General features: G+C 40.1%; 24 protein-coding genes. 16 read left to right on the top strand and 8 right to left on the bottom strand.

Annotation, left to right across the window (positions count from 1 at the left end):
• Positions 1-88: 88 nt before the first annotated feature.
• The 3 genes from F0226_RS02740 to F0226_RS02730 all read right to left on the bottom strand — a co-directional run bounded on the left by F0226_RS02740 (position 89) and on the right by F0226_RS02730 (position 4,533).
• Positions 89-901 carry a siderophore-interacting protein gene (locus tag F0226_RS02740; RefSeq protein WP_171734177.1) on the bottom strand — a complete coding sequence of 271 codons (813 nt, stop codon included), beginning with the start codon at positions 899-901 and terminating at the stop codon, positions 89-91.
• Positions 902-1,287: 386 nt separating this feature from the next.
• Positions 1,288-2,766: a peptide MFS transporter gene (locus tag F0226_RS02735; protein WP_171734176.1), complete on the bottom strand. Its 1,479-nt coding sequence runs from the start codon at positions 2,764-2,766 to the stop codon at positions 1,288-1,290.
• Positions 2,767-3,162: 396 nt separating this feature from the next.
• A complete protein-coding gene (locus tag F0226_RS02730; RefSeq protein ID WP_171734175.1) occupies positions 3,163-4,533 on the bottom strand; it encodes an L-serine ammonia-lyase in 1,371 nt (456 codons plus the stop codon).
• A 381-nt stretch (positions 4,534-4,914) separates the two neighbouring features.
• On the opposite strand from F0226_RS02730, the gene F0226_RS02725 reads away from it, so the two are divergent.
• A complete protein-coding gene (locus F0226_RS02725) occupies positions 4,915-5,844 on the top strand; it encodes a YdcF family protein (RefSeq protein ID WP_171734174.1) in 930 nt (309 codons plus the stop codon).
• 79 nt (positions 5,845-5,923) lie between these two features.
• Here F0226_RS02725 and F0226_RS02720 read toward each other — a convergent pair whose 3' ends face one another.
• The gene (locus F0226_RS02720) at positions 5,924-6,592 is read right to left on the bottom strand and encodes a hypothetical protein (RefSeq protein WP_171734173.1); all 669 of its coding nucleotides are present in this window, start codon (positions 6,590-6,592) and stop codon (positions 5,924-5,926) included.
• 323 nt (positions 6,593-6,915) lie between these two features.
• Between F0226_RS02720 and F0226_RS02715 the strand changes: the two genes are divergently transcribed.
• From F0226_RS02715 to F0226_RS02685, 7 genes are all read left to right on the top strand, one after another.
• Positions 6,916-7,848, top strand: coding sequence for an exopolyphosphatase (locus tag F0226_RS02715; RefSeq protein ID WP_171734172.1), 933 nt, complete (start codon positions 6,916-6,918; stop codon positions 7,846-7,848).
• 144 nt (positions 7,849-7,992) lie between these two features.
• Entirely contained in the window at positions 7,993-8,511 is a 519-nt protein-coding gene (locus F0226_RS02710; RefSeq protein WP_171734171.1) for an NUDIX hydrolase, read from the top strand.
• A gap of 314 nt (positions 8,512-8,825) precedes the next feature.
• Positions 8,826-10,067 (top strand): HDOD domain-containing protein, encoded by a 1,242-nt coding sequence (locus tag F0226_RS02705; RefSeq protein WP_171734170.1) that lies wholly within the window; start codon positions 8,826-8,828, stop codon positions 10,065-10,067.
• Positions 10,068-10,427: 360 nt separating this feature from the next.
• Positions 10,428-10,826, top strand: a complete 399-nt coding sequence (locus F0226_RS02700) for a GFA family protein (protein WP_171734169.1) — start codon at positions 10,428-10,430, stop codon at positions 10,824-10,826.
• A gap of 3 nt (positions 10,827-10,829) precedes the next feature.
• Positions 10,830-11,282, top strand: a complete 453-nt coding sequence (locus F0226_RS02695; protein WP_253820737.1) for a GNAT family N-acetyltransferase — start codon at positions 10,830-10,832, stop codon at positions 11,280-11,282.
• Positions 11,283-11,353: 71 nt separating this feature from the next.
• Positions 11,354-11,869, top strand: a complete 516-nt coding sequence (locus F0226_RS02690; protein WP_171734168.1) for a GNAT family N-acetyltransferase — start codon at positions 11,354-11,356, stop codon at positions 11,867-11,869.
• Positions 11,870-11,975: 106 nt separating this feature from the next.
• Positions 11,976-12,728 (top strand): SDR family oxidoreductase, encoded by a 753-nt coding sequence (locus F0226_RS02685; RefSeq protein ID WP_171734167.1) that lies wholly within the window; start codon positions 11,976-11,978, stop codon positions 12,726-12,728.
• Between the two features lie 68 nt (positions 12,729-12,796).
• On the opposite strand, the gene F0226_RS02680 is transcribed toward F0226_RS02685, so the two are convergent.
• On the bottom strand, positions 12,797-15,676 hold the full coding sequence (locus tag F0226_RS02680) for an HD domain-containing phosphohydrolase (protein WP_171734166.1): 2,880 nt from the start codon (positions 15,674-15,676) through the stop codon (positions 12,797-12,799).
• Positions 15,677-15,872: 196 nt separating this feature from the next.
• Between F0226_RS02680 and F0226_RS02675 the strand changes: the two genes are divergently transcribed.
• The 4 genes from F0226_RS02675 to F0226_RS02660 all read left to right on the top strand — a co-directional run bounded on the left by F0226_RS02675 (position 15,873) and on the right by F0226_RS02660 (position 19,428).
• Entirely contained in the window at positions 15,873-16,622 is a 750-nt protein-coding gene (locus tag F0226_RS02675; RefSeq protein ID WP_171734315.1) for a phosphatase, read from the top strand.
• A gap of 114 nt (positions 16,623-16,736) precedes the next feature.
• Positions 16,737-17,132: a cytochrome b562 gene (locus F0226_RS02670; protein ID WP_171734165.1), complete on the top strand. Its 396-nt coding sequence runs from the start codon at positions 16,737-16,739 to the stop codon at positions 17,130-17,132.
• A 312-nt stretch (positions 17,133-17,444) separates the two neighbouring features.
• Positions 17,445-17,795: a hypothetical protein gene (locus tag F0226_RS02665; RefSeq protein WP_171734164.1), complete on the top strand. Its 351-nt coding sequence runs from the start codon at positions 17,445-17,447 to the stop codon at positions 17,793-17,795.
• A gap of 214 nt (positions 17,796-18,009) precedes the next feature.
• The gene (locus tag F0226_RS02660) at positions 18,010-19,428 is read left to right on the top strand and encodes a PepSY domain-containing protein (protein WP_171734163.1); all 1,419 of its coding nucleotides are present in this window, start codon (positions 18,010-18,012) and stop codon (positions 19,426-19,428) included.
• Between the two features lie 135 nt (positions 19,429-19,563).
• On the opposite strand, the gene F0226_RS02655 is transcribed toward F0226_RS02660, so the two are convergent.
• Positions 19,564-20,493 (bottom strand): LysR family transcriptional regulator, encoded by a 930-nt coding sequence (locus F0226_RS02655; protein ID WP_171734162.1) that lies wholly within the window; start codon positions 20,491-20,493, stop codon positions 19,564-19,566.
• A gap of 179 nt (positions 20,494-20,672) precedes the next feature.
• Positions 20,673-20,921 carry a hypothetical protein gene (locus F0226_RS02650; RefSeq protein ID WP_137372134.1) on the bottom strand — a complete coding sequence of 83 codons (249 nt, stop codon included), beginning with the start codon at positions 20,919-20,921 and terminating at the stop codon, positions 20,673-20,675.
• Between the two features lie 376 nt (positions 20,922-21,297).
• Between F0226_RS02650 and F0226_RS02645 the strand changes: the two genes are divergently transcribed.
• Positions 21,298-22,065 (top strand): RecX family transcriptional regulator, encoded by a 768-nt coding sequence (locus F0226_RS02645; protein ID WP_171734314.1) that lies wholly within the window; start codon positions 21,298-21,300, stop codon positions 22,063-22,065.
• Between the two features lie 98 nt (positions 22,066-22,163).
• On the opposite strand, the gene F0226_RS02640 is transcribed toward F0226_RS02645, so the two are convergent.
• Positions 22,164-22,979 (bottom strand): LuxR C-terminal-related transcriptional regulator, encoded by an 816-nt coding sequence (locus F0226_RS02640; protein ID WP_171734161.1) that lies wholly within the window; start codon positions 22,977-22,979, stop codon positions 22,164-22,166.
• Positions 22,980-23,280: 301 nt separating this feature from the next.
• On the opposite strand from F0226_RS02640, the gene F0226_RS02635 reads away from it, so the two are divergent.
• The 3 genes from F0226_RS02635 to F0226_RS02625 all read left to right on the top strand — a co-directional run bounded on the left by F0226_RS02635 (position 23,281) and on the right by F0226_RS02625 (position 25,761).
• Entirely contained in the window at positions 23,281-24,219 is a 939-nt protein-coding gene (locus F0226_RS02635; RefSeq protein ID WP_171734160.1) for a DUF3187 family protein, read from the top strand.
• Between the two features lie 127 nt (positions 24,220-24,346).
• Positions 24,347-25,387, top strand: coding sequence for a porin (locus F0226_RS02630; RefSeq protein ID WP_171734159.1), 1,041 nt, complete (start codon positions 24,347-24,349; stop codon positions 25,385-25,387).
• Positions 25,388-25,464: 77 nt separating this feature from the next.
• Positions 25,465-25,761 (top strand): hypothetical protein, encoded by a 297-nt coding sequence (locus F0226_RS02625; RefSeq protein ID WP_171734158.1) that lies wholly within the window; start codon positions 25,465-25,467, stop codon positions 25,759-25,761.
• Positions 25,762-25,903: the final 142 nt, after the last annotated feature.

Below are 25,903 nucleotides of genomic sequence, written 5' to 3'. Positions count from 1 at the left end.
TTGAGGAAACAGGCTAGGCGTTTGTATCTTTTTGTGAGCGTCTAGCGTCTTGCAAAGCCAAAGCCAAAGCCAAAGCTGGAACTAGGAGTTAGCTTGCTAGCGTTTCTGAGTCTGCACGTTTAATAGCTTTGTGCCCATCTTCAGTGACACCACGTTTCCAATAGCTACTGATATAGATATTCTCTTTTGCCACTTCTTTTTCGTTTCTGAAGTACTGTCTTAGTTCACGCATGCTTTCAAATTCACACGCTGACCATACTGAAACTTGGCCATCGAGCCATTCTTTTTGGCGAACTTTGTCTGCAAGTGATGGGGCTGAAAGAGAAGGAGCTGCAAGTGAAGAGTTAGCTTTACCTTCTATGATCCAGTCAATATTTACGCCTACAGGGGCATCAAGTTTCTGCTTATCATCTTCTGAATTAATAAGAACAACCGCGTGACCAATAGCATTTTCAGGTAATTGTTTTAGTTTTGCAGTTAATGCTGGTAATGCGGTCATATCTGCGACTAAGAAGAACCAATCAGCGTCTTGATTTAAGCCTTGAATAAGCCCAGGACCAGCCACTGAGATAGAATCTCCAGCTTGGGTATTCATCGCCCAACGAGCGGCAAACCCGCACTGTAAATCAACAGTATTGTGACGCACAAAATCCACCTCGATAGTCTTTTCTTCAAGGTTAAATTGACGAATTGTATAGGTGCGCATCGTCGGGCGGTCACCGTCATTTAGCTTAGTTAAGTCTGTGCTACCTGAAGGAGTGAAAAGAAGTTTAATATACCCGCCAGCACACTCTGCAGGAAAGCTACTCAACCCTTCACCATGAAGCGTAATGCGCTGCATGTTAGGGGTGATGGTTGTTGAACTTGTAACGCTTAAAGTGGTTGGTTTAGGTTTGCTCATATACTTATCTCAAGGTAATTTACTGCGAGTATCATAATCCTCATTTTAAATTCAGACAATCTTAATAGTTATCATTTACTCAATTTTACAAAAGTCACGTTTAGATGAAAAAGAGTGTGATTAAGCATGAATCAAGGAGTGATTTAAAAGGCTTATATACATTACAACAATGTAGTTCTACATAGATAATTTAGTGGTGGCTAAATAATATAGCCGACTTAAGGATAGATCATGGAGTTAGGTTTAAGAGAATGTTTATAGAGCTATATTTATAGAACTGTATTTGTAGATCTATATTTGTGGGATGTGCTTATGTCGGTAGATAAAAAATGCCCCAGTGAATTTTCACTAGGGCACAGATTAATGTATCTCGCCTGAAGGGCTAATTAGCTTTTAGCTTCTTCCAAGTCAACAGACTCTTCCGCGTTCTTCGCAGCTTCCAGCATTTTGCTGATAGCTTTAGAACCAGCCATTGCCACACCAACCATTACAACCGCTAGGATAGTTAGCATTTGGAAGTAATCACCGTAAACCGTTTGTACGATTTCTTGAGTGATTTTTTGACCTTTTTCTAACGCAATTGAAGTTGAGAATACCGCGCCCACAATACCTGATAGAGCTATAGCAACAGAGAACAAGCTTACTGAGAAGTTTTCAATGTGTTTAGGCGCTACAGATAGAATGAAGGCTACAACCATTGAACCAACAATGACTTCACCAAATGCTAGGAAGAAGTGAATAGCTAGGAATACTTCTGGACGAATTAGAACATCTTCACCAACAGTCGTTACCGCCATGGTTAAGATACCAAAGGCAATAGCGGTAAGGATGAAAGAGAAACCTACTTTCGTTGCAGTAGAGAAGTTGATGTTTTTCTTTTCTAGTTTAGAGAAGATACCCGCGATAATAGGACCAGCAACCATACACCACAGTGGGTTCATTGCCATTGATGCTTCAGGTGCAACTGGGATGAAACCGAATAGGTCGCCACGCATTGTGTTAATCGCAACCATAGTCATCGAAGTCATCATTTGTCCGTAGTACACGAAGAAACATGTGGTTAGGAAAGTGATGATTAAGATAGTGCCCATTTTTAGCATGTCTGACTTCTTCGATTTCATCATCAAAGAAACAAAGTAGATAATTGCAGCAGCACCAATTGCGTATACGATGTTTTGACCGATATCCATGTTAGAGAACATGAAGAATACCAAGCCAATCATTGCAGCAGAAAGACCAAGGAAAGCCGCCCAGTTTTTAGAACTAACCGATTTTTGGTCAATTTCAGCACTTGCTTCAACAAGACCTTTGCGTACAAAGATCATCATAAGAAGCGCAGCACCTGCTAGAACTGCAGAAAGAAGGAAACCACCGTGGAAACCTACAACTAGTACTAACATTGGGAATAGGTATTGACCTAGTAGAGCACCAATATTGTTTACTGAGTAGTTGATTGGGTAGCAGTTTTCGAAATCTTCCTGAGTTTTGAACGTACGCTTGTAAAGGCTAGGGTAAGAAGGGGACATCAAGCCACGTGCATAACTCGCTAAAGCGATACCGCATAATGCCATTGGTACATTAGTTGCGGCTGCGCCTAATACCAATAATACATAACCACTTGAGAACCCAAGGAACGCGATAGTCAAAGAGCGGTATGCGCCTAAAAACTTATCGGCAATGAAACCACCCGCAATCGCGAATAGAGGTCCAATAGCAGAGAAAGCACCAACAACCATCATGGTGTCAGCTTCATTGTAGTTAAGATCTTCAAGGAAGAAACGGGTTAAAATAACCATTACGCCATAGAATGACAATCCGAACATCATCTGACAGAACATCATTGATTTGTTTAATCTATTCCACATTATTTTATTCTCACATTTATGTTTAGATATAGTGTAATAACCTAATTATAATATCATTTATAGTTCGACATAAAATGAAACATTTCCCGCAATGTAGATTTTTATCACCGTATCTTTTCTTATGAGTGCATTCATTTTTCTCATGAATTAAAAATGGAAAATTAGATTTTGCTGACGGATGGTTTTGTGAAATAGGAAAAGTAATGCCTGGGTAAAACTAAGTGTCGGTGAATAAAGAAGAAATAGGAAGTGATAGAGAAATCGCCACTTAGAGAAGCTTATCTTTAGGCGGAGAACCTAGGCTAGACCGATTAAAAAGCCAGCATGTCTGCTGGCTTTTGAGTGAAAGTGGAAACTAAGTTTACTGTGGTTAATGAACGTAAAAAATACTCAAAATTACTCGCAAGGTGGAGACATATGGATGACAGCAAGCCCGCCTAATGATGTTTCTCGGTACTTACGGTTCATATCTTTACCCGTTTGATACATGGTAGCGATAACTTTATCTAATGAGATAAGGCATTTACTTGTACGCTTAAGAGCCATTCGCGATGCATTGATGGCTTTCATTGCGCCCATCGCATTTCGTTCTATGCACGGTACTTGCACTAACCCGCCAATAGGATCACAGGTCATCCCTAATGAATGTTCCATAGCGATTTCTGCAGCCATACAGATTTGTTCATTACTGCCGCCACGTAGAGCGGTAAGCCCAGCTGCAGCCATTGAAGATGAAACGCCCACTTCCCCTTGGCAACCTACTTCAGCACCTGAAATAGACGCATTGGTTTTGTAAAGGATACCAATCGCGCCAGAAACCGCGATGAAGTCTTTAAGTTGTTTAGTATCCAATTCTTTAATAAAGCGGTGGTAGTACATCAATACCGCTGGGATTACGCCTGCAGCCCCGTTTGTTGGCGATGTTACCACTTGCCCACCTGCGGCGTTTTCTTCACTGACGGCAAAAGCAAAGAGGTTGATCCAATCCATAATTTCCATTGGATCACTTTCAATCGACGCATTGGCTTCTAGTTTTTTTAATAAAGCGGGTGCGCGTCTTGTTACTTCTAACCCACCTTCTAGAATGCCTTCAGTATCAAAGCCACGCTGCATACATAGCGACATTACTTTCCAGATTTTTTCTGTTTTTTGATCAATCGCTTCCATGTCTTGGAAAGACACTTCATTTCTCAACACTAAACTGCCTAGGCTCAGCCCTTGTTTCTCGGCAGACGTTAAAAACTCTTCAGCAGAAGTAAATGGAAATTCCACAGACACTTCAGATTCTTTTTTGCCATTTTCTAGCTCGTCTGCAGTGGCAATGAAACCGCCACCAATAGAATAGTAGGTTTCCATTCCTAGTAACTTTCCTTGTGCGTCAAACGCCGAAATGGTCATGCCATTTTCATGTAAAGGAAGGTTAGAGGTGTGGAAAAGCATATCGGTATCTACATTGAATGGAATATCATTCGTACCGCTAAGCGCTAGGCGTTGATCTTCAACTGCTTTCTTCATTGCTAAATTGGCACTCGAGATTTTGATGGTATCGGGCTTATTGCCTAAAAGACCTAAAATCGTGGCGCGGTCAGTGTGGTGACCTTTACCAGTGAGTGACAGTGAACCATAAAGATCAACTTGCACACGCGTAACCTTATCAAGGTAAGGTTGAATGATCTGAGTAAAGTTAAAACCTGCAATCATTGGACCGTTAGTATGTGAACTAGATGGTCCAACGCCAATTTTGTAGATATCAAAAATAGACAGCATAGTGGTGACTTCCTGTGGAGGGTGGCTCGATGAACGAACTCTGACTGATTATAATTATTGCTTCGTAGGTACTCTCCGTAGTATTTACATTAAATACATACGATGTGTTTACGTGCATTGCTTTTTACTATGAGTTTTTAATGGAATTACATTGTTTTTTTCTATAGTTTCAGCTGCAAAAAATCGGCATAGCAGCATGAAGTGAATGTTCACAGTGAGCCCCTCTTTGTGGGCTGAACCGTAAACGCCTTAGAAGTTAGCATGTCGTAAATTGTGAGCGTAATTGCGACACACCTAAGGGAAATTAAAAATACTTTTGTTAATTATCATTGTATACATAATTCACTCCATCTAATAACAAAAACGAGACTTGAGCATAAAATGAGCACAAATCACCTGCTAATTGTTCTAGGAAAACGCCTAAACAAGAATATTTTGACTGTAGAAGGGCAAAGCCGAGTGCATGCTCTTCATCATTTTTTGCTAAGTCGAACTTCAAATCCAGATGTGTCGCGACAGTGTGTTGAAGGAGTGTTACCTGATGAAAAATGTCAGTTTGGCGAGTCATTGATAGTGGCATTTTGTGGTGGAGTCACTAACGGTCAAACCCTTTCAGAAGCTGAAGTGATGTATCAATACTTTCGTGAAGTCGAATCTCAAAGCACGACAGTCCACAACATACAAAAAGTGTTACTAGAAAAAGAGTCGACGAACACGGTCGAAAATATAAGAAACGTTGTTGCGGAGTTGAAGAAAAGCGGTTTACAGAAAGGGTCAACCCCTCTCAAAGTGACCTTTGTATCCAACGATTATCATTTACAGCGTATTTTTGAAATACAGCAATTGATGGATGAACAAGGCTTATTGAAGGTATTCAGAGATGGATGTTCAGCAATGGGTATTGAACTAGAGATCAGTCACCAACTTGAAGACCACGTGGTTGAGCCTTATCCACACCGTTCGCTGCAAGGGCAGTTGTTTTTATTGATGGATGCTTTAACAACGTATCGAGTGTATTTGGAAGGTGTCGCTGCCGGAGCATTTCATCGAGATTTAAGCATGGTGAGACATCAACCTGCAAAAATTGCATTAGAGGCGCTACAAGTAGCTTCAGCATTAGTCAATGAGAGTAAAGCCTTCCCACTCGTTAATGCTTTACTTCCAGTGATGAGAACGTGTGTGGAGAGTACCGATATCACATCAGAAATAACCAAGGTGAGGGAATATCTAGCGTTATTAGATACAAACCTCACCTTGCTTAACCGTTACCTTGATCCTGAAGTGGACCATGCAGCGCGCTGGTGGCGCTAGGGCTTTCTATTTTAGGAACATTTTCTATTTTGAAAAGTCTTCTAAATTGGTAACTAGAAAGAGGGTTAAATAGTCACAACTACTTCTTGGTTAGGCTAACCACGGTTTTAATTGAACCTAGCGTAATTAATGCGTAGCTAAGAAGTTCTGTTCCTTCCTCCGCAATATTTTTCACATCGCCCACGTAGTTTTCACCCATCACACCTTGCCAAAAACTGCCCATTCCGAATAGGCGAGAAAACACGAGTAATAACATCATACCTGTCACTAAAGTATTCATATGAGGAGAAGCTAGAATTAATCCAAGCTGTTCAATAGTTTGTTTACCATTTTTACAGGCATAATAAATTGCAGAACCCGCAACGAGCACAGCAGGGTAGACCCAAGCACCGTGAAAGATGAAATCAAACCAGTGATCAAGTTCGCGGATAAAAAGCACAGCGAAAAACGCGGCAATAAGAAGTGCTGCATGTTTGACTTCTGCACGTTTCTTAGCCAAATGAATGAAAGATGCAAAACAGCCTAAAATCAGAATTTGCTGAAGCATTTCAGTGATGGAAAGCTCACTCGGAAGGTGGTTGAAATACATGAAATCAATACGCAAAGCCAAGTTAGCAACAATAGAAACGGCTAATATTACAAGCGCGGTTTGTATCCTTTCGTAAATCACCTGCGAGGTTGATTGAGAAAGGTTGAATTCAGGAAGAGCAATGCTAAGAGGTGATGAATGTTCTGATTTGCTTTTCATAATATAGGGACCACTTTGTAAATAACGTAACAGGCGTAAATGTTACTCTTGGCATCCTTCGTTTTGTCATGGAAATGTCAGAATCGAACAGTGTTCAATTGCTATAATCTGAATCAATTGTTTTTAATATGATTCATTGATGGCGATTTTCTTTTGAAAGAAGAACCTTTACTCGTTTTTGAAGCTAAATGGTGTGTATTATGAGTAATACCTCATAGGTTGACTGAACTAAGAGCGATCACGGTCCAAAAACTTGATTCTTGGTATACTATGCGGTTATCTTTAAATGACTTCAGTGACATTAGATGACAAAGGAATGATAAATGTCAGATCAAAAATTTAGATTAGTAACCCGCAGCGACTTTGATGGTCTTGTATGTGCGGTGTTACTTAAGCAGCAAAACCTAATTGATGATATTAAATTTGTGCATCCGAAAGACATGCAAGATGGCATTATCGAGATCACATCGAATGATATTGTTACTAACCTTCCATATGTTGAAGCTTCTCACCTGACTTTCGATCACCATCTATCTGAAACTATCCGTAACACGGGTGAGCGTAAAAAACATATTATTGACCCAGATGCGCCTTCAGCAGCTCGTGTTGTGTGGGATTATTATGGTGGTCTCGACACTTTCCCTGCTGATTGGCTGGAAATGATGGAAGCGGTTGATAAGGGCGACTCTGCTCAATTTAATCAAGACGAAGTATTGGATTCTCAAGGTTGGAACTTACTGAACTTCCTTATGGATGCGAGAACCGGTCTTGGTCGTTTCCGTGAATTCCGTATTTCAAACTACGCTTTAATGATGGATTTGATTGATTATTGTAAAAATCACTCTATTGAGCAGATCCTTGCACTGCCTGATGTCTCTGAGCGTATCGATTTGTATCGAGAACACGAAGGCAAGTTTAAAGAGCAAGTAAAGCGCTGTGCAACGGTACACAACAATTTAGTGCTATTAGATCTTACAGATGAAGACACTATTTATGCTGGTAACCGCTTTATGATTTATGCGCTGTTCCCAGAATGTAATATCTCTATCCACAAAATGTGGGGCTTCCAAAAGCAGAACATTGTCTTTGCTACGGGTAAGTCCATTTTTGATAGAAACTCAAAAACGAATGTGGGTGAGTTAATGCTTAAGTATGGCGGTGGTGGTCATATTGCTGCGGGTACTTGCCAAATCGCAATAGATAAAGCTGATACGATTCAACAAGAGTTAATAGAGACCATTACTGCCGATGGCTAAAGTCTTTTTTAGATTACTATTCATTTGTTAAGTATCCAGTAACTAACCAAGCCTCACTTTGTTGTGGGGCTTTTTGTTGCGCCAAATATTATTTCTAATGTGATACCATTCCGCCAAATTATTTAGCAGCGAATACAGAGCCTCATGAGACATTTAAAAACAACCATTCATCCGGATATTGATCACTTAGACGATAAAACGGTTTATCAGCGCAATGCTGCTCGTGCCATTGTGGTTGATGGTGAAAATATTCTGATGCTTTACACACAACGTTACCACGATTACACAATTCCTGGTGGCGGCTTGGATGAAGGCGAAGATGTGATTGCAGGAATGGTTCGTGAGCTTGAAGAAGAAACAGGCGCTAAAAATATCCACGCTATTAAGCCGTTTGGTATCTTTGAAGAGTTTCGACCTTGGTATAAAAATGATGCCGATATCATGCACATGGTGTCTTACTGCTATTCATGCAAGATTGATCGTGAGTTGGGTGAAACGGCTTACGAAGATTATGAAGTTAAGAATGGTATGAAGCCAGTTTGGATTAACATTCATGAGGCGATTGCTCACAACGAGAAGACCATGGCTGAAAGCCCGAAAAAGGGCATGAGCATTGAACGCGAAACATTTCTACTGCACTTGATTGCCAAAGAGATGTTGTAGGCTAAAAACGTTTTAAAGCCCTTTAAAACGCTAGAACACATCCACTGTTACCACTTTGTCGCCATTTTTGGCGGCAAAGCTCTATCATTTCAAAAACTAACTGATAAGTATCCTTTGCTGAAGAGCGAAGAGTATGGTTAAGGTTAGACTTATCATAAAAGAGTGACCGCATTCTGAATGGCTATTTTTGTCTAAAGCTATTGATATTTTTATGATTCGATCTATCAATTAGATAATCATACAGTTGATCTAATATTTATAAATAGTCAAAGTGTTAATAGGTCATTGTGACAAAATAATGTTGAGGCAGGCTAATGGATATAAATCTTCCTTCTGAAAGTAATAGTAAACCTTTTACCTATATAGCACGCCAGCCCATACTTGATCTCAAGGGTGACCTTATTGCGTTTGAATTACTTTACAGAAATAGCACTAGCAATTTTTATCCATCATCCGTAAGCCCTGAAGAAGCCACTCAAGCCATACTTGTGGAACACTTTCTAACCAGTACAGGAAGCCTCTTAGAAGGTAAGCTTGGCTTTGTGAATTTTGATGAGAACAGTTTAATGAGCGGTTTAGTCTATGACTTCCCTCCAAATGATGTTGTCATCGAGATATTAGAAACATGTGAGCCGACAGACCTCTTATTTGAAAAGTGCCGAGAGTTGAAAGAGCGAGGTTATCTCATTGCTTTAGATGACTATGAACCCGATGAAAGGTGGGAGAGGTTTTATCCTTTCGTTGATTACATCAAGTTGGATATACAAGCTTTATCAATACCGAAATGCTTATTTCTGATCCGGTCTTTGAAGGAATTTGATATTAAATTTCTTGCTGAAAAAGTAGAAACTTACGAAGAGTTTGAAAAAACAAAGAGGTGCGGCTTTGAGTTGTTTCAAGGGTATTTTTTCACTAAACCACAAATAATTAAGAATATTAAATTATCTTCGTCGACTTCTGATTTGATTGAGCTTTCAAAAATAGTATCAGCTTCTGAATTTGAATATACACAGATAGAAAAAATCATCTCACGAAGCGCAGCGATGAGTTTTCAAGTTCTGAAGTATGCCAATAACACAGGGGTAAGAAACCCGATTAAAGATTTAAAACAGGCCCTTGCTTACTTAGGGAATGATAAAATAAAAAAATTCAGCTCTTACGCCATGATGACTCAACTTGGGGCTGATAAACCTTCAATCTTGCACTGTTCGGCATTATACCGAGCTAAGTTTATTGAAAACATAGCCTCTCTTTTTCAGAAAACAGAAGTGACCGACTTAGCTTATCTTTGTGGGTTATTATCACTCGTTGACGCGATGCTCGATATGAAAATGAACGTAATCATGAGCGAAGTTAACCTGGACAAATCACTCGTCACGGCTCTGGTAAGCAAGCAGGGATTGTTGGGGAATATTCTGTTGCTGACGGAGGCTTTAGAAGTATCTGATTGGAGCGCAATTCGAAGTTTGTGTATTACTCTTGGAATTGAGGAACATGAAGTGATCGCTATGGCAATAGAAGCAGACTTATGGGTCAGTGAACTTGAATCGACATAGTGTTGGTATGTTTTACAGTGGCTAAGCTGCTCGCTTGTCCAAGTTAATTATTGAGAATACCGAAGGAGTTAATGCTAGGTTGGGTTTATATATTTAATAGCCATCGATTATGTCAAAATGTTCCTTATATATTTGATTATGAAAGGAACTCTTTAGGCAGTTAAGATAAACAGACAAGTACAAAACATTTATTTAGCCTCATGAATACTGTTCTTTTTTTCAGGCTTCTCACTCTCTATCCCTATTTATTCTATCAATGACTCAATTGAAAGTGCATAACGTTGCTTATATTTGCAATGTGTAAATTAAGTCAGTAGCGTTATTGAATGCTTAGTATGCGCAATGCAATGGGAGGGCTCCATGATCAAACAAGTGGGAAGTACGATTATTCAACCGAAGCACAAAGCCAGTTGTCACTGTGGCTCTGTCGTTCTTGAGTTGTCTTTACCTAATGGAATTGAAAAGCCAAGACGTTGTGATTGTTCTATATGTCGACGAAAAGGTGCCATTGTAGGCTCGGTTAAACTGGATGGAATTCGAATCGTAAATGGGCATGATTTTTTAAAGTTATATCAATTCAATACTAATACTGCGAAACATTACTTTTGTTCGAATTGCGGGATTTATACTCACCACCAAAGACGCTCTAACCCATCTGAATACGGTTTTAATATTGGTTGTTTAGAGGGAGTAGACCCCTACGAAATTGGGGCTATTGATGTGATGGATGGAGTCAATCATCCAGCTGATAGGGAGTAAATTTTGGCTAATGATCTTAATCTAGTTCCACTGCATGAAGCCGAGTTTGATGATGTTTTCATTATGACAAAAGCCACCTTATTTCCTTATATTAATGACACTTTCGGTTGGGATGATAATTTCCAATATCAACGCCTCAAAAATGACTACCCGTTATCTTGGTATCACTGGATAGAATACCAAAACAAGCGAGTCGGTTTATTGTGCTTTAAGCCTACAAATCAGTCATACCATATCCACTTATTGATTGTATTTCCAGAGTGTCAGGAACAAGGGTTAGGCTCTAAAATTATGGCTCAAGTTTATGATATTGCAGAGAGAGAACAATGTAACTCAATAACATTATCAAGCTTTAAGAGTAATAAAAAAGCGATAGAATTTTATAGAAAACTGGGTTACAAAATAACGGATGACTCAGATATGGATTTCGTAACGATGACACTTAATATCGTTTGATTATTACCGGCTGGTTACTTCGGCTATGAATACAAACATTTGGTATTTTAGGAACTTAAAAAGGAAAAGAGATGAAGTTAGTCACTCCAAGCGCTGAATATCAAGACTCTTATATCAACATGGTGCGAGAAGTCTCTGAGCAAGGGGAAGCGTTTGTTCCTTTCGTTTTGAAAGAGCAATATGACGATTTTACTGCCATGGTGAATAGACTGGAATCGTATTCTAATGGTGATTCAGTTCCTGAAAATTTCGTTCCCCATAGCACTTTTTGGCTAGTGGATGAAAATGAATGCGTGGTTGGTTGTTCGAATTTAAGACATCAACTCAATGATGGATTGAGAGTGCTTGGTGGGCATATTGGCTACGGAATAAAACCTTCAGAACGCAGGAAAGGCTATGCACAAACCATACTTAGATTGACGCTAATCGAAGCGAATAAGCATGGCATTGATAAAGCGATGCTGACGGTAAATAAAAGTAATATAGGTTCGGTAAAAGCGATTCAATCCAATAACGGTATTTTAGAAATTGAAAAAGAAGTGCCAGGGCAAAGTGGGCTTGTTCAGTATTACTGGATTTACACTTAGTGACCCTATATTCAATTGACGCTTAAAGCTTGGCACTTATGGTTGATTGATCAATAGATAGACAGAGTAGAGTCTAATTTACAATTCATGTTGAAAGGATGAGTTCATGAGTAAGTCTAAAGTGGTGATAATTACAGGTGGCGGTCGTGGTATTGGCGCTGCAACCGCACAGCTTTTCGCGAGTAAAGGTTACTCCGTATGTATTAATTATAAATCTAATGCACAAGCGGCAAACGCATTAGCCGATAAGATAACCGCTGGTGGTGGAAAGTGCATGGCCGTTCAGGCCGATGTTTCTGCTGAAGAAGATGTGGTGAGAATGTTTGCAACTGTTGATAAGGAACTTGGAGCAGTATCAATACTGGTCAACAATGCTGGAATCTTGAAGAAGCAATCTCGCTTGGATGAGATGACCGCAGATAGAATCAACTCGATACTCATTAATAATGTGACGAGTTACTTTCTATGTTGTCGTGAAGCCGTTAAACGCATGTCTACCCGACATGGTGGGTTAGGTGGTGTGATTGTTAATGTGTCGTCTGGCGCCTCTCGTTCTGGTTCTCCTAATGAATACATTGATTATGCTGCTTCTAAAGGGGCTGTAGATACGCTCACCAAAGGTTTATCACTTGAGGTTGCAGCTGAAGGTATTCGTGTGAACTGTGTACGCCCGGGGTTAATCCATACCGATATGCATGCAGATGGAGGAGAGCCTGAAAGAGTCGAGAGGCTAAAAAGTATCATTCCATTGCAAAGGGGTGGGAAACCTGAAGAAGTCGCAGAGGCGATTTATTGGCTCGCTTCGGAGAAGTCCTCATTTTCTACAGGTAACTACTTAGACTTAGCTGGCGGTTTATAATATTAAGTTAGGGTAATTTACCTTGCCGTTAGGGTAAGCCATCGTGTAGTGCGAGAAAACATAGATAGCTAGAACAGTAAACGAATGTACTCTTTTACCTTCTGTATATGAGCAAACCTATCAACATCACTGTGCTGGCTTTCATCTAAGAAATGTTCAGCGTAGCGTTGGTCAATACCATGCTCTAAAAACAGCACATAGAGTTTTGGATCGATATGACCCGTGGTCGCCATGTTCGTCATAATATTCAGTGACTCATCAAGAGACTTAGCTTTCTTATATGGTCGGTCACTGGAAGTTAACGCTTCAAATACATCGGCAATAGCCATCGCTCTTGCTGGGATAGAGAGCTGCTCTTCATTCAGACCTCTTGGGTAGCCTTTCCCATCTACGCGTTCATGATGACCCCCCGCAATATCTGGAATATTCTTCAAATGCTCAGGGTAGGGCAGTTTGTTCAACATGGTGAGTGTCTGAACAATATGATCATTAATCATAAAGCGTTCTTCGTCGTTTAATGTGCCACGTCTTACTTTAAGGTTATGTAATTCACCTCGGTCGTATTTCACATCGGTAGGCTGTAACACGAAGGACTCCGTCCACACATCCATTGGGCTAAAGCCTTTCTCCCAAGGCACTTTGTGAACAACTTTATCCGCTAGAAGTGGTTCCATTTTTGGTAAATAGGTTTTGGTGTCATGGCGCTGCTTCTCAACCCAAGACACTCCTAATTGATCGTCCAAGGTTCTTTTCCATCTACGTTTGGAAATCTTGTCTAAGCGCTCTATTTTCTCGTCTTCCATAAACTCGCCACCTAAGTTGCATTGGGCGACAAAGGTAAACTCTTCATCCAGTTCTTTATGGGTTTGTTCTAATATCTCTTGTTGTTGCTCTTTATTGTCACCTTTAGCGATAGCTTGCCAATAGTCGGTTTCTGCTTGTTGTTTTAGCAGTTCAAATCGCATCCTTATCTCGTGAATACGGTCATAAATGGTTTCAAGCTTTGTGGCTTTATCCACCACGTATTCAGGCGTGGTGACTTTTCCGCAGTCATGCAACCAAGAGGCTAAGGTCAACTCTTCCCATTGTTTTTTATCTAAAGAAAAGTGAGGGAAATAACGTTTATCTTGCTCGGTGATTTCAGCGATCCATTTCGTGAGCTCAGGTACTCGTTGGCAGTGACCTCCAGTATAAGGAGATTTAGTATCGATGGCGGAAGCAATCAATTCGATAAAGGCATTAAGCATGTCTTTTTGCTGTTGAAGCTGGTCGATATTGTCTTTGGCAATTTCAGCAAAGCTGAGTAATTCTCGTAAAAAGGCGTGTTTATCTAATTGCATTTGGCTGATAGAACGCTCGTACCCAACAGCTACCATACCAACGAGTACACCTTCTCTATTCATTAAAGGAAAAAGATATAAATCAGAATTAAAAATAGAGTTTTGATGGCGTTTTAAAGCGTTGTCATCCCTATTCAAATGGATGGTTTCACCGGCTTTGAGCTTAGAAAGCAGCCAAGGTGTGTCTTTGATGAATTCATTGATGTCTGCTTTGAAAGGGATGATGGCGTGGTTCGCTTCCATTTCAAAGACATCCGCTTCATCAGATTGTACAAACAACACAATGGTTTCGGCTTTGGTGACGAGATAACTTTGATGAGCGATGGTTTTTGCGAGTACATTGAAATCTTGATTACTTGCCGTGTCACGCAGCAGTTGCAATAGGTCATGAAGCGTATGTTCCATCAACTCAATGGATTGAGTGAGGTTAGAGACTTCTTTAATCATGCTCTTTGGGTAGTGGGTTTTCTTGAAGTCGAACCGAGCTATGTTGTCAGTCAATTGCATGAGATTTTGCAGCGGCATCGAAAGGCGATGAGCGACGAACCAAACCAATATGAAGCACACGGCAAGTAAGCCTAACGCCACCGTGACTTGCTTGTCTCTCATTGAGATTAAGTCTGCCAACAGATCGTTTTGAGGTGTTGCTTCAGCCAGCATTAAAGTGACGTTATCGGTTAAAGGGACGGGTGTCATCGTCAGTGCCCATTCGTTCAAATTGTATTCAATGTTTTTTACAATTGTTTGTGTCAGGTCTTGTTCACTGAAAAGGCTGGATAAAACTGATTTTTTTAGCGCTTCTCTTTGTTTTTCTTGATCCCATTCATTGTTAATACCTAGTTGGTGCTGACCTAATAGGTTGAAATTTTGGTCAAATAAGGCGAGGCGAGTCTGTTTTGAATAGGCTAAGTTACCTATTTGGGAAGATAATGAATCTAGGGTGAAATCGGCGCCAATAACGTGACCACCATCAGCGGAACGCCTTGATAAAGTGATCCCTGCCGTTTTAAGAAAATGGAACATGTAAGGTTCTGATAAGCGTATCTTGCCGTCAACTTGAGCACTAATGAACCAAGGGCGCTCTCTAGGATCAAAAGTATTATCGTTTGTTATTTTGTGCCCAACTTGTTTATGCGTGCCATCTAGAAATACGATTTCACTTCTGCCAGTTAGATCGGCGCTGTTGATCATCATGGTTGCTTTGGATGGGGCTTGATTCGCTTCCCTGTGTTTATTGGACGTCAGTGGTCTAAAAATGGTGAATGAACCGTCATTAGCGGTATAAAACAAGGCAACCAGATTCGGGTTTTGCTTGAAGATGATATGAATGGAAGCGAGCCATGGCTTTTGTTCAAGGGATTCGCCTTGATGACGAATAAAAGAGCTAACAGCCATGAAATCAAGAGTGGTTAATACAGGGGCGACCGTTTGCTTGAATACTGATTCCAGTTTGTTGCTATGCTCCTTACTGAGCTCTTGCACGGTACCTGAAAGTAACTCTTGTGAATGACGATAGCTAATAGAAATGAGTACTGCACCAACCAAGGTGGTAAGCACAAGAAATAAGCTCGTGATATGTATACTCAGAGGATAGCGACGTTTTTTCATTCCATGATCCATGTTCGCAAACTTTTATAAGTATTGACTAACTTTGATAGGTTGCAAAAAATTGTTGGAAATTTAGTTACTTGAATATCGCGATAATTGAGCTAGTTGCTGAAAAGGAGATCTTTCCTTTGTTTACTGCAATTTGTCACTTTGGGCTGTTAAACTAGTCAGTAAATAAGAAATGAGGTCATTGATGATGCAGTTGCAAGTAGATACGCATACACATACTTACGCCAGCGGGCATGCTTACAGTACATTGATTGAGAATGCGAAAGCAGCAAGTGAAAAAGGGCTTAAGATGTTCTGTACGACGGATCACTCTGAGTCGATGCCTGGTGCTCCCCATTACTGGTTTTTTAGTAACCAGCGCGTACTGCCTCGCTTTATTCAAGGTGTGGCTATCGTTCGTGGTGTGGAATCTAACATCCTCAATACAGCCGGTGAAATTGATATCCATCCGAGTGTAGATAAAAATCTAGACTGGGTGATTGCTAGCTTTCATGAACCCGTATTTCGCCCTGCAGATCCGGCTTCTCATACACAAGCTTTGCTTAATACGATTAAGAGCGGTCGAGTTGATGCGCTAGGACACCTCGGTAATCCAAATTTTGATTTTGATTTTGATGCAGTGATTCAATGCGCGGCTGAACATAATGTTGCTATTGAAATTAATAATACGACCCTGAAGGGTAATAGTCGTGTGGGCAGTGTGGATCGTTGCCATGAAATAGCTCGAATTGCCCTGAAGCATAATGCTTTTATCACCACTGGCAGTGATGCTCACTTTTGTGATGCGATAGGTGGCTTGGAATTGGTTTCAGACTTACTAGATAAAGTCGGAATAAACCCTTCACAAGTGATCACACATTCAACGCAGCAGTTTATAGATTTCTTAAAACTGCGAGGTCGCAAAGCTATCCCTGAATTTGATATTTTGAACGATTAAATGCCCTCCCAGTGAACATTTCTTAACATTCAATTTTTGTGCTGAACGAAATTTTGTATAAACTAGCAGCCAAAATAATAATGCCTTAGGCAACCCTGTTTTATTGGAGAAGTAATGAAAACTCGCTCAGTCCTTTTATCTGGTTTTTTAGCTGCATCTATTTTGTCAGCTTCTGTATTCGCAAGTGTTGATTTGAAAAAAAACATGCAAGAAATGAAGCTTGCTTTTAAACAAGCGGCAGAAGCGCAAAGCATTGAAGAAATGAAAAAGCCAATCGTTCGTTTAGACAGTTTAGTAGCGGATTTAAAAACGGGTGTTTACCCAGTAGAAAAAGAAGCCAACTACATGGAAGGCTTTAAGAAAATTACGGCTTCATTAGACAGCATTGAACAGAAGCTAGATAACGGCGAATTTGATGAGGCGAAACAAGAATTACGCTCTATTGATGCGTTGCGTGAAGAGTACCATGAGAAGCGTAACCCAAGCATTTGGAGCAAAATCTTTGGTTAGTAGCTAATCTATTCGTTAGGAGTCTATTAGTTGGTAATCTAGTGGATAGTAACTAATAGCTAGTCACCAGTAGCTAGCGACCAATAGTTAGTGACCAATAGCTAATGACGAATGACACAATCAACGCCTGCAATCTTCAGTTTGTGGGCGTTTTTATTGGAAGTGATTTACCTACTTTTATTAACTGTGCGTTAGCTTCAACTTTTCATCTATTACTTCGTCTTTACTTTTCCCCACAGAATAATTTAGCCATAATGTAATCAATCATTTGTAGGATCTATTTTATAAGCCTGTTCATACCTCATGGCGATAATGCGTAATACCTCATTTAACCGTTCAATGTTATTAGCCACAGCGTTAAGCTGGGTGTTAGTGACTTTGATGCCTGTTATCAATGCTCATGGTAACAGCGCAGGTGTGTGGGCTTCATTATGTACGCTTAATGGCTTTGAACTGGTTCAAATAGAGGAAGGAAAACCAGAAACCCACAGCGGAAAACCTTGTCCGTTCAGCCACTTTTCTTCCTTTCATTCAGATGAACTTTTAACGACACTACTTCCTACTCGATTGAGTTTTATTGTCGAACATAACTATGCTTTTTTGGCTCTAAGCACCCGTTATGTTAGGCAAGCCCCAAGAGCCCCTCCTTTTCAAACGACTTAGCCATACCGCTTATTTGTATAGTTTATTCGGATAACTTATCCGTATGAATGTAGCACTCTGATACAGCCATCAGTTTTCAACCAAGTACATGTGTATTTATAACTTTTCGAAAGGCTTAAGCCTTCGGTGTACTTATACATAAGTAAAGTCAACGCGCTCAAATAACCTTCTGTTTATACAGAGGGTTGTTTATGTGTGTAAAAAGGAAAAAACAATGTCGAGAAATGATTCTCAACCTAAGCAAATCAACCGTTCTAAATCCCTCTACTTTCTTACATGGCGCTGGCATTTTTATGCTGGACTATTTGTTATCCCATTCATGTTGATGCTTAGCTTAACCGGGCTTGTCATGCTATTTGATGATGAGATTGAAATGGCGCGTTACCATGAAGTGTTGAACGTTGTTCCCGGTGAAAAAGTAACGCTAGTTTCTGAGCAGATGAATATTGTTCAGGAGAGTTACCCTGGCACAACGATTACTCAATACATTCCACCAAAACAGCCGACAATCGCGAGCCGTTTTTCCATCAAATTTGAAGATGGGCGCTCTCTTTTCATTACGGTGAACCCCTATACAGCCGAAGTGATAGGGGAAATAGACAGAAGCGATAGTTGGTATCAACTTGCTAATGATATTCACGGCACCTTATTGATTGGCGATTGGGGGGATTACTTAATTGAAGTTGCCGCAAGTTTATCTATTTTATTATTGGTGAGTGGTATTTACCTTTGGTTGCCTAGAGATAACGCCTCTAAAGCTGGCTTTCTAAAAATACGAGTAGGGTCTGGACCACGAGTATTGATGCGAGATTTACACGCGAATGTCGGCGGTACTTTATCTTTCGTACTTTTACTGTTTATTTTGTCTGGCTTGGCATGGGCAGGTATTTGGGGTGGAAAGTTTGTTCAAGCATGGAGTACTTTCCCAGCTCAAAAATGGGATGATGTGCCGCTATCTAGCCAAACGCACACCAGCTTGAATCATGGCTCTGAGGAAGAAATGCCATGGAACTTAGAGCAAACGCCTTTGCCTGAATCACACGATCATTCCGCGATGGGAGATGATCATAGCCATCATGTTATGTCATCAAGCTCGGTAAATATTGATTGGCTGGTGGAACAGGCTAGTGATCTAGGCTTCACAAATTTCAAGCTAAACTTCCCACGCTCTGAAACAGGAGTTTATACCTTAACAGCGAATACAATGAGTGGCGATATTACTGATCCGACTCAAGATAGAACCACGCATATTGATCAATATTCTGGTGCAATTTTAGCTGATGTTACATGGAATGATTATAACCTTATGGCGAAAACTATGGCGGCTGGTATCGCACTGCACCAAGGAGATGTAAGTATCTTCAATAAGGTGCTGAATGTTTTATTTTGCTTAGCCTTTATTCTGGTTTCTGTAACGGGAGCATTCATGTGGTGGGTGCGTCGCCCTGTAGGGAAGAGAACGATTGGTGCGCCAGCAAAGTTTGAACAAGATGGCATTTGGAAAGCGGGTTTAGTGAGCTTAATTATCATCTCATTGTTATTCCCATTAGGGGGGCTGACGATAGCATCGGCATTACTGGTCGATTGGTTGCTGATTAAACGCATTGAAAAGCTAAATTTTGTGATGAATTAACTGAGTCGCTTAAGCCCAAAACAGGAATTAATAAGGAATAGTAAAGGCTAAACCGAAAAGAAAGAGTAAATAGAAAAAATAGCAAAAAGGACGATTACTAGTCAGGTTATTGGCTAGTAATCGTCATCGGTAACTTTATTCATCTGTAGCGAGTTTATCGCTTAAATGTTCCATGGCGTAATCAATGAAGACTCGTAAACGAGCGGGCATGTACTTAGTTTGGGCAAACTGCATGGCAATCGCACCATGGTAGTTACTTTTTATTGTCCAATCAGACAGTACCTGCACGACACTGCCTTCTTCTAGCGCATCTTGAATAACAAAATCATGGAAAATACCAATGCCCAATCCATTTTTAACGCCGTTTAAACGCATCTGAGAGTGGTTCACAGCGTAACGCCCTTTGACCGCAACAGTGTGAAATTCATCGTCTTTTAAGAAATCCCAGATATGATCTCGGTCGGTCTCTGCTAGGTAAATGCAGTCATGTTGCGTTAAGTCAGTCGGGTGCGAAGGTATCTCATTACTTTCTAAATAAGCTGGGCTAGCACACAAGACTAAATTGGTTTTGCCTAACTCTTTTAGTACTAAGCTTTCATCCGGTTTATCGGTTAAACGAAAAGCCACATCAATACCTTGCCTAAAAATATCGATATCGCCATCTGCTGCTCTTAGCTTCAGCTGAATTTCTGGGTATTGATTGAGAAACGGAACAACAAAAGGTTGAAGCACTGAATTCAAGAATGCCTCTGGAGCTGCAACAGTTAACGACCCTGAAGGTTCACTGTGATCAGAATTGGATGACTCAATGGCTTGTTGGGCTGCATTCACCATGACCACACTTTGCTCATACACTCGTTGCCCTGCCTGAGTGATGATGAGTTTGCGTGTTGTTCTTTCGAATAGCTTTACAGACAAAGCATGTTCTAAACGTGTGATCAGCTTACTCAAGGCAGAAGGTGTCACACCGAGTTGCTTGGCTGCAGCCGTAAAACTACCTTCATTCACCACAAGGATAAAGGCTGCTAAATCAGGAAGTAATGAGATAAGTTTTGGGTTTATCATAAAAGCCTAATACTGGTGTCTGTGTGCCATTCAATAAAAAAGCACTATCTATTTATTGGGTAGTGCTTTACTTTTGGTGCTTTGATTAATATAGCAAAGTCATCGTTAAGCTAGGGCGAAATACGGTTGCCCAGCATGTCAGAGCCTGTCACTAGCGTTTGGCGCCAGAGCTTGGCAATTTAATGCTTGCGACTAGGACCGTTACGCACTAGGTCTTTGCCATTTTCGAAGACTTCTTTAGAAATCCAACGAGCAAGTAATACTTTATGGCTGCTATTAAAAACGGCCACGAAGTGACGACCATCTGAGTTGTTTGTCGCCATACCTACGCCTTCGACACCTTCTAGCCCTAAACCGCCAGCTTCAACGGCAATAAGGAATTTCTCTAGTTCTTCTAGGTTATCAATTACATCAAGTTCGTCGTTCATATGGGTACTCTTTTTATGTTGTCATGCTCTGAATATGTTTGCGCTTGGAATGTACCAACAGCATTGAAATCAGAACAGTTTGAATAGTGTTTTCTATGAGGCGTACTTTACAGATCATGACGCTTTATTGGAACTGTGTTCTATGATTTATTCCGTTCTTTGGGCTAGCTTATTGACACTGTCGGTTAGTGACTCATCATTAAACTTGAAATGCGACACTTTCTAAAAATGCCATGAAGGGTGGAATTCATCAATTGGACGTAGTGTCGAAACTATCTAGCTTGTAAGATGAAGGTAACGCATGCTGATTAGGATGAGAACAGAAATGAAACAAGAACAAAACCGAGTAAAAAAAGCCACTCGACTTGAAAGTGTTATGAACTCTGCCATGTGGCATTTAACCCAGCGAGACATGACAGAAAGTGAACTGCTAACTAAGTTACGTGTAAAAACTGACAATGAAGAGTGGATAACGGAAACGCTTAATAACCTACGTGGTTTCGGTTATTTAAAAACCGATCAAGATTTTGCTGAGCAGTTTACAGAGCAAGCTTTCTCTGGTGAATTCGGTTCGAAGTACATTATAGAAAAGCTTAAGAAGAAAGGCATACAAGACTCTGTTATCCATGATGCGATTGAAAAGATAAAGCTGGCTAAAAATATCGATGAACAAGCCATGTTGATAGAGAGAGTCAATAATTACTATCAAACCTTTACCATGAGTAAAGAGAAGGTCGTAACAGCACTACAAAAGCGCGGTTTTACTTACCAACAAATTAAAGAAGCTCTCGCCCAGCATGAAAATATAGAAGAGCTAAAATCGAACTTAGAAATCAAAGCAGAAAAAGCCGATATAGAAAAAGAAGTCTTAAAATACGCGCGAAAAGGGAAAGGGCTCACGGTTATTCGACAAGAGTTGATGAAGCGAAAAATTGATATCACCGACTTAAATACAGTTGTAGAGAAAGCCATTAACGAAGACACTATCGATTTTTATTCTTCGTGCTTGGAGCAACTGCAGAAGAAAAACTATGACTTAAATGATCACAAAGAGCGTTCTAAAGCTTATGCGATGCTAACTCGTAAGGGCTTCTCGTCTGAAGAAGTAAAGTTTGCTTTAGAAGAAGCCAAAGAAGAAAGTTAAATAATGGGCTTTTAGGGAATACGTTACCTTTTAATCTAAACTTAAACTTAAACTTAAACTTAAACCTAAAACTTACACCTAAAACTTAGCCTTTAACACTAGCGCCCTTTGGTTTTGCCTGAGGGCTTTGAGTTAGTATCTTCAGACATCCCTAAGCCATTTCGAAGTGCAAATTGCACCAGTTCATTATGATTATCCAGTTCTAGTAAATCGAGCATTCGGTATTTATGAGACTCAATAGTACGTGAGCTTAAATGAAGCTTATCGGCGCACTGTTGGGCTGTTAGTCCCTGTGCTATCAAGGCTAAAACTGTGCTTTGCTTTTTGGTAAGCAGTAGCAATTTATCGGCATCATTAACCAATGAAGTTTCACTTTGTTTGAGAGAGCGAAATAGTGTGGAATGCTGCCAGTAGCAAAGCCACATTTCACAGATAAGTTTTAGACGCTTTAAATTCTCGTCATCTAAACCCTCAGAGTTATCAAAGAAATTCGTAAAAGAAAGCGCTCCCCAGCGTTGACCAAAAAGCTGTAAAGGCACAATGCAATGCCATCGCCCGCCTTCTTTATATAGCTGCTGTAAAACGAAGTTCTGAGTTTTTTCTAGCTCTAGGCTGTTAAAGGTAATGTAAGGTTTAGATGTTTTGAGCAGCTTTAAGTAGTCAGTATGGTTTTTGCCTATGAAATTTTGTTTATTGATTGGTGGGATGTTTTCACGGGCAGCAGAAGCCGTTTTACCATCTTCAAGTAACACCATTGAATTAGGGAAAAGAGTCAACCTGTCGATATTGAACCAATCTAAAACATCAAAGCTAACTTCCGACCATGCAGCGTTGAATTTTTTTGGATCGCAATCTATCAATGTACTCGATTGATTCATTAAAAGTTGCTCAAAGCTTTTTTTAGTGCTGCTCATTTTTTTCTCTTATCTTCCTTTATTACGCGCAATTTCATGGTCATACACCTGTCCTGCTCTGTATATCCTACTATGTTTAACAATCTATGGCTTAAAAAATATAAGATTTGAAAATATATGTGGCATATAAATAAGAATGATTACGAACGTCAAAGCGCTGTATTAACTGGCTCTCGAAAAAATAAACCTATTCACAGTCTTTCATAGGGTAGTTTATAAATACAGTAAATATACTGCATAAAAATCTGTCTAAATTTAAGACAATATATGACTATTTCTTGAGTTTATTAGATGAACAGATATGAAGTATTTTTTAACGTTAATAGGGTTATCGGCTTGCCTGATATCTAGTGTAAATGCGTCTCCTATCTATGCCTACGCCCAATCTCCAATACATTCAAACGTCCTTTCAACCCAGTTGAGAAAGGCAGAGCCGAATAAAGTAGGTTCTGTTGAATTTAAGTCGTCTTATACCATTGCCAGTATTTGGGCTCACACCAGTGAGTACTCCCTCGATTATTATCAGAACCAAGGTCATGTTGCTGTGGAATGGCAAGTTTCGCCTATTTGGAAAACGGAATTGGATTATCGAAAAGTAACAGCAAAAGATAATGGTCTAGACAGTTTTGTTATGGGGTTCCACGATTTATTTGGGATTGGTCAGAATGGACGAGATACCGTTCCAGAAGACCAATTCAGTGTCTCTATTCCAGGAGCGGGGGTGCAGATAGATGACTTCGAAGGAGAGACTTTAACCAGCGCGATCACTTATTACAATGAGGTCTTGATTCTATCGCGCGGTCCTTCTTCTTTGTCTGCTGGAGCTTCATTATTTTGGAACAATGTAAGAGACGGAATGTTCGAAAGGAAAAGTTTTGAGCAAGGAGTGCAGCTTAATTACAGTTATATCAATGCTCAAAACAGTGTTTTTGTGACGCTCGGAGCTGTACATCGAGATTCTGATGAAGACGTTACATTAGAAAACAGAAGCCTAAGCTGGGCTGTCGGTTATGAATATCGTTTTAATAAAATGCATAGCGTAGTGGTGGAGTCACTGAATTATCATGGCTGGGCAAGTAATGATCCTGACTTTTCAGAACCTTCAAATGAGCTTGTCTTAGGCTACCGTTATCGATTTTTAGAGCGAGCAATGCTGGAAGCTTCTATGACAGAAAATATGAGGAACATGGATAACAGTACTGACATCGGCTTCACTTTAGGGCTACGTGTCTCAATTTAAACAAATTTAGTTGTCAAGATGCAGTAAATTTACGGTACTGACACAAATGTAAATGGATAACAATCACTGCCATCCAAAGAGGGATGTATAGCTTCTCTCAATATATGATTAATGAAAGGTAGTGAAAATGAAAAAGACTCTCGTAGCTATTGCAATCGCAAGCATTTCTTCATCTGCATTTGCAGTAAGCACAAGCAGCCAAAATAGCAAAAACGAAGATATGTTCGCATTTGACTCTATGCATAAAGATCAGTTCTCTGTATCTGGTTCTTTCGGTGTTGGTGGCTACTACGATACTGGTTCAAAAGCATTTTACGATGATTGGGCTACTGGTCTTACTCTTGCGGTTAACTACCGTAACAATCGTTTCGTTGGTTACTTCGAAACGGATTTCATGTTGAACTACACAACGGATAATAACGTAACTGGTGCTAATACTGCTGGTTGGGCTAACGGTATTGATTCTGGTCCTGCTACTGATGTTGATAAAGCATGGTTAGGTTTTGATACTGGTGTTGGTATTGCGTCTTTCGGTTTTGAAAACGATACAGCATTAGACAAAGTTGATGGCGCAGGCGATAACACATACGAGTACGGCGCATCTGCAAGTGATGCTTCTGATGCATTTAACGTTGTTAAATTCCAAGGTTCTACTTCTTCAATTGCTTACGGAATTTCATACTTCGAAACAGATGACGACCACACTGACGCTGACAAAGGTGTGAACGGTTATGTTGGTTTTGAGCAAGGTGTAGTGAACATCTACGCAGGTTATGAAACTCGTGACGACGCTGACTACGATATTTACACAGTGACAGGTAACGTAAAAGTAGGCGACATCAAAATCGGTGTGAACACTTGGATTGAAGAAGGTAACACTGTAGTTAAAGGTCACGAAGACTACGTTGAAGATGCAAAAAATACAGGTTACTACGTATCTGCAGGTTACTCACTTAGTGAAGATCTAACACTAGCTGCTGGTTACGCTGCAAACTCTAAAGAAGCTCAAGGCAAATCTGATGAAGATTTCTCTTACATCAACATCGCTGCAATGTACCGCATCGCTGACAATGCCGACATGGGTATTGATATTAAGCAAGAGCTAGATGCTGGCTTTGATTACGATGAAGAAACTCACGTATTCGCAGCGGCTTACTACTACTTCTAAGTTTTTCTCCCATTGCGGATAAATTTATTGCCACTTTGATTATTCGAAGTGGCTTTTTTATTAAAAGAGTTATCACAATGATCAAATCGATTACTGCTGAAGGTGTTATTTACAATAACCCTGTTATTTTTGAATGTTTGCCAAATAAAGATGGGCTATTTGAATTATCCATAAAAAAGAGAAGAGGTCGCAGTGATAGTGCTGAAGATTTTGAGGATAAGCATTATGCTGACTCACTTGAACAGGCCTGGGAGATGATGAAAACAGGTAATTACTACTTAGTACTAAGTGGCAACCTTAGTGGTGTTCATCGAAAATCTCTTCGAGGTATTAATTCATTAGATGTCTGTTTCTTGAATGAACCAGCCTATTAAATTGAAGTGCCAGATCATCATATTCGATTGAAACTAGGCATTAAATAAAATGTTAAATAGGTACCTAGTTTTCTATCTTGCTTTGCCGCTTTAGGTCGGTTTTCTGTGTATTTTAAATAACTGTTTACGATTTAGGCACTAT

Origin of the sequence: Vibrio sp. 99-70-13A1 (assembly GCF_013114625.1) — a bacterium.
In the GTDB taxonomy this organism is placed as follows: Bacteria; Pseudomonadota; Gammaproteobacteria; order Enterobacterales; family Vibrionaceae; genus Vibrio.
The sequence above is the reverse complement of the archived record's forward strand: the minus strand, read 5'-3'. Positions and strand labels throughout refer to the sequence as shown.

Excerpts from the sequence above, each read along its gene's own strand:
- F0226_RS02740 (WP_171734177.1), bottom strand. The coding sequence starts at position 901 with ATGAGCAAACCTAAACCAACCACTTTAAGCGTTACAAGTTCAACAACC.
- F0226_RS02735 (WP_171734176.1), bottom strand. The coding sequence starts at position 2,766 with ATGTGGAATAGATTAAACAAATCAATGATGTTCTGTCAGATGATGTTC.
- F0226_RS02730 (WP_171734175.1), bottom strand. The coding sequence starts at position 4,533 with ATGCTGTCTATTTTTGATATCTACAAAATTGGCGTTGGACCATCTAGT.
- F0226_RS02725 (WP_171734174.1), top strand. The coding sequence starts at position 4,915 with ATGAGCACAAATCACCTGCTAATTGTTCTAGGAAAACGCCTAAACAAG.
- F0226_RS02720 (WP_171734173.1), bottom strand. The coding sequence starts at position 6,592 with ATGAAAAGCAAATCAGAACATTCATCACCTCTTAGCATTGCTCTTCCT.
- F0226_RS02715 (WP_171734172.1), top strand. The coding sequence starts at position 6,916 with ATGTCAGATCAAAAATTTAGATTAGTAACCCGCAGCGACTTTGATGGT.
- F0226_RS02710 (WP_171734171.1), top strand. The coding sequence starts at position 7,993 with ATGAGACATTTAAAAACAACCATTCATCCGGATATTGATCACTTAGAC.
- F0226_RS02705 (WP_171734170.1), top strand. The coding sequence starts at position 8,826 with ATGGATATAAATCTTCCTTCTGAAAGTAATAGTAAACCTTTTACCTAT.
- F0226_RS02700 (WP_171734169.1), top strand. The coding sequence starts at position 10,428 with ATGATCAAACAAGTGGGAAGTACGATTATTCAACCGAAGCACAAAGCC.
- F0226_RS02690 (WP_171734168.1), top strand. The coding sequence starts at position 11,354 with ATGAAGTTAGTCACTCCAAGCGCTGAATATCAAGACTCTTATATCAAC.
- F0226_RS02685 (WP_171734167.1), top strand. The coding sequence starts at position 11,976 with ATGAGTAAGTCTAAAGTGGTGATAATTACAGGTGGCGGTCGTGGTATT.
- F0226_RS02680 (WP_171734166.1), bottom strand. The coding sequence starts at position 15,676 with ATGAAAAAACGTCGCTATCCTCTGAGTATACATATCACGAGCTTATTT.
- F0226_RS02675 (WP_171734315.1), top strand. The coding sequence starts at position 15,873 with ATGCAGTTGCAAGTAGATACGCATACACATACTTACGCCAGCGGGCAT.
- F0226_RS02670 (WP_171734165.1), top strand. The coding sequence starts at position 16,737 with ATGAAAACTCGCTCAGTCCTTTTATCTGGTTTTTTAGCTGCATCTATT.
- F0226_RS02665 (WP_171734164.1), top strand. The coding sequence starts at position 17,445 with ATGCGTAATACCTCATTTAACCGTTCAATGTTATTAGCCACAGCGTTA.
- F0226_RS02660 (WP_171734163.1), top strand. The coding sequence starts at position 18,010 with ATGTCGAGAAATGATTCTCAACCTAAGCAAATCAACCGTTCTAAATCC.
- F0226_RS02655 (WP_171734162.1), bottom strand. The coding sequence starts at position 20,493 with ATGATAAACCCAAAACTTATCTCATTACTTCCTGATTTAGCAGCCTTT.
- F0226_RS02650 (WP_137372134.1), bottom strand. The coding sequence starts at position 20,921 with ATGAACGACGAACTTGATGTAATTGATAACCTAGAAGAACTAGAGAAA.
- F0226_RS02645 (WP_171734314.1), top strand. The coding sequence starts at position 21,298 with ATGAACTCTGCCATGTGGCATTTAACCCAGCGAGACATGACAGAAAGT.
- F0226_RS02640 (WP_171734161.1), bottom strand. The coding sequence starts at position 22,979 with ATGAGCAGCACTAAAAAAAGCTTTGAGCAACTTTTAATGAATCAATCG.
- F0226_RS02635 (WP_171734160.1), top strand. The coding sequence starts at position 23,281 with ATGAAGTATTTTTTAACGTTAATAGGGTTATCGGCTTGCCTGATATCT.
- F0226_RS02630 (WP_171734159.1), top strand. The coding sequence starts at position 24,347 with ATGAAAAAGACTCTCGTAGCTATTGCAATCGCAAGCATTTCTTCATCT.
- F0226_RS02625 (WP_171734158.1), top strand. The coding sequence starts at position 25,465 with ATGATCAAATCGATTACTGCTGAAGGTGTTATTTACAATAACCCTGTT.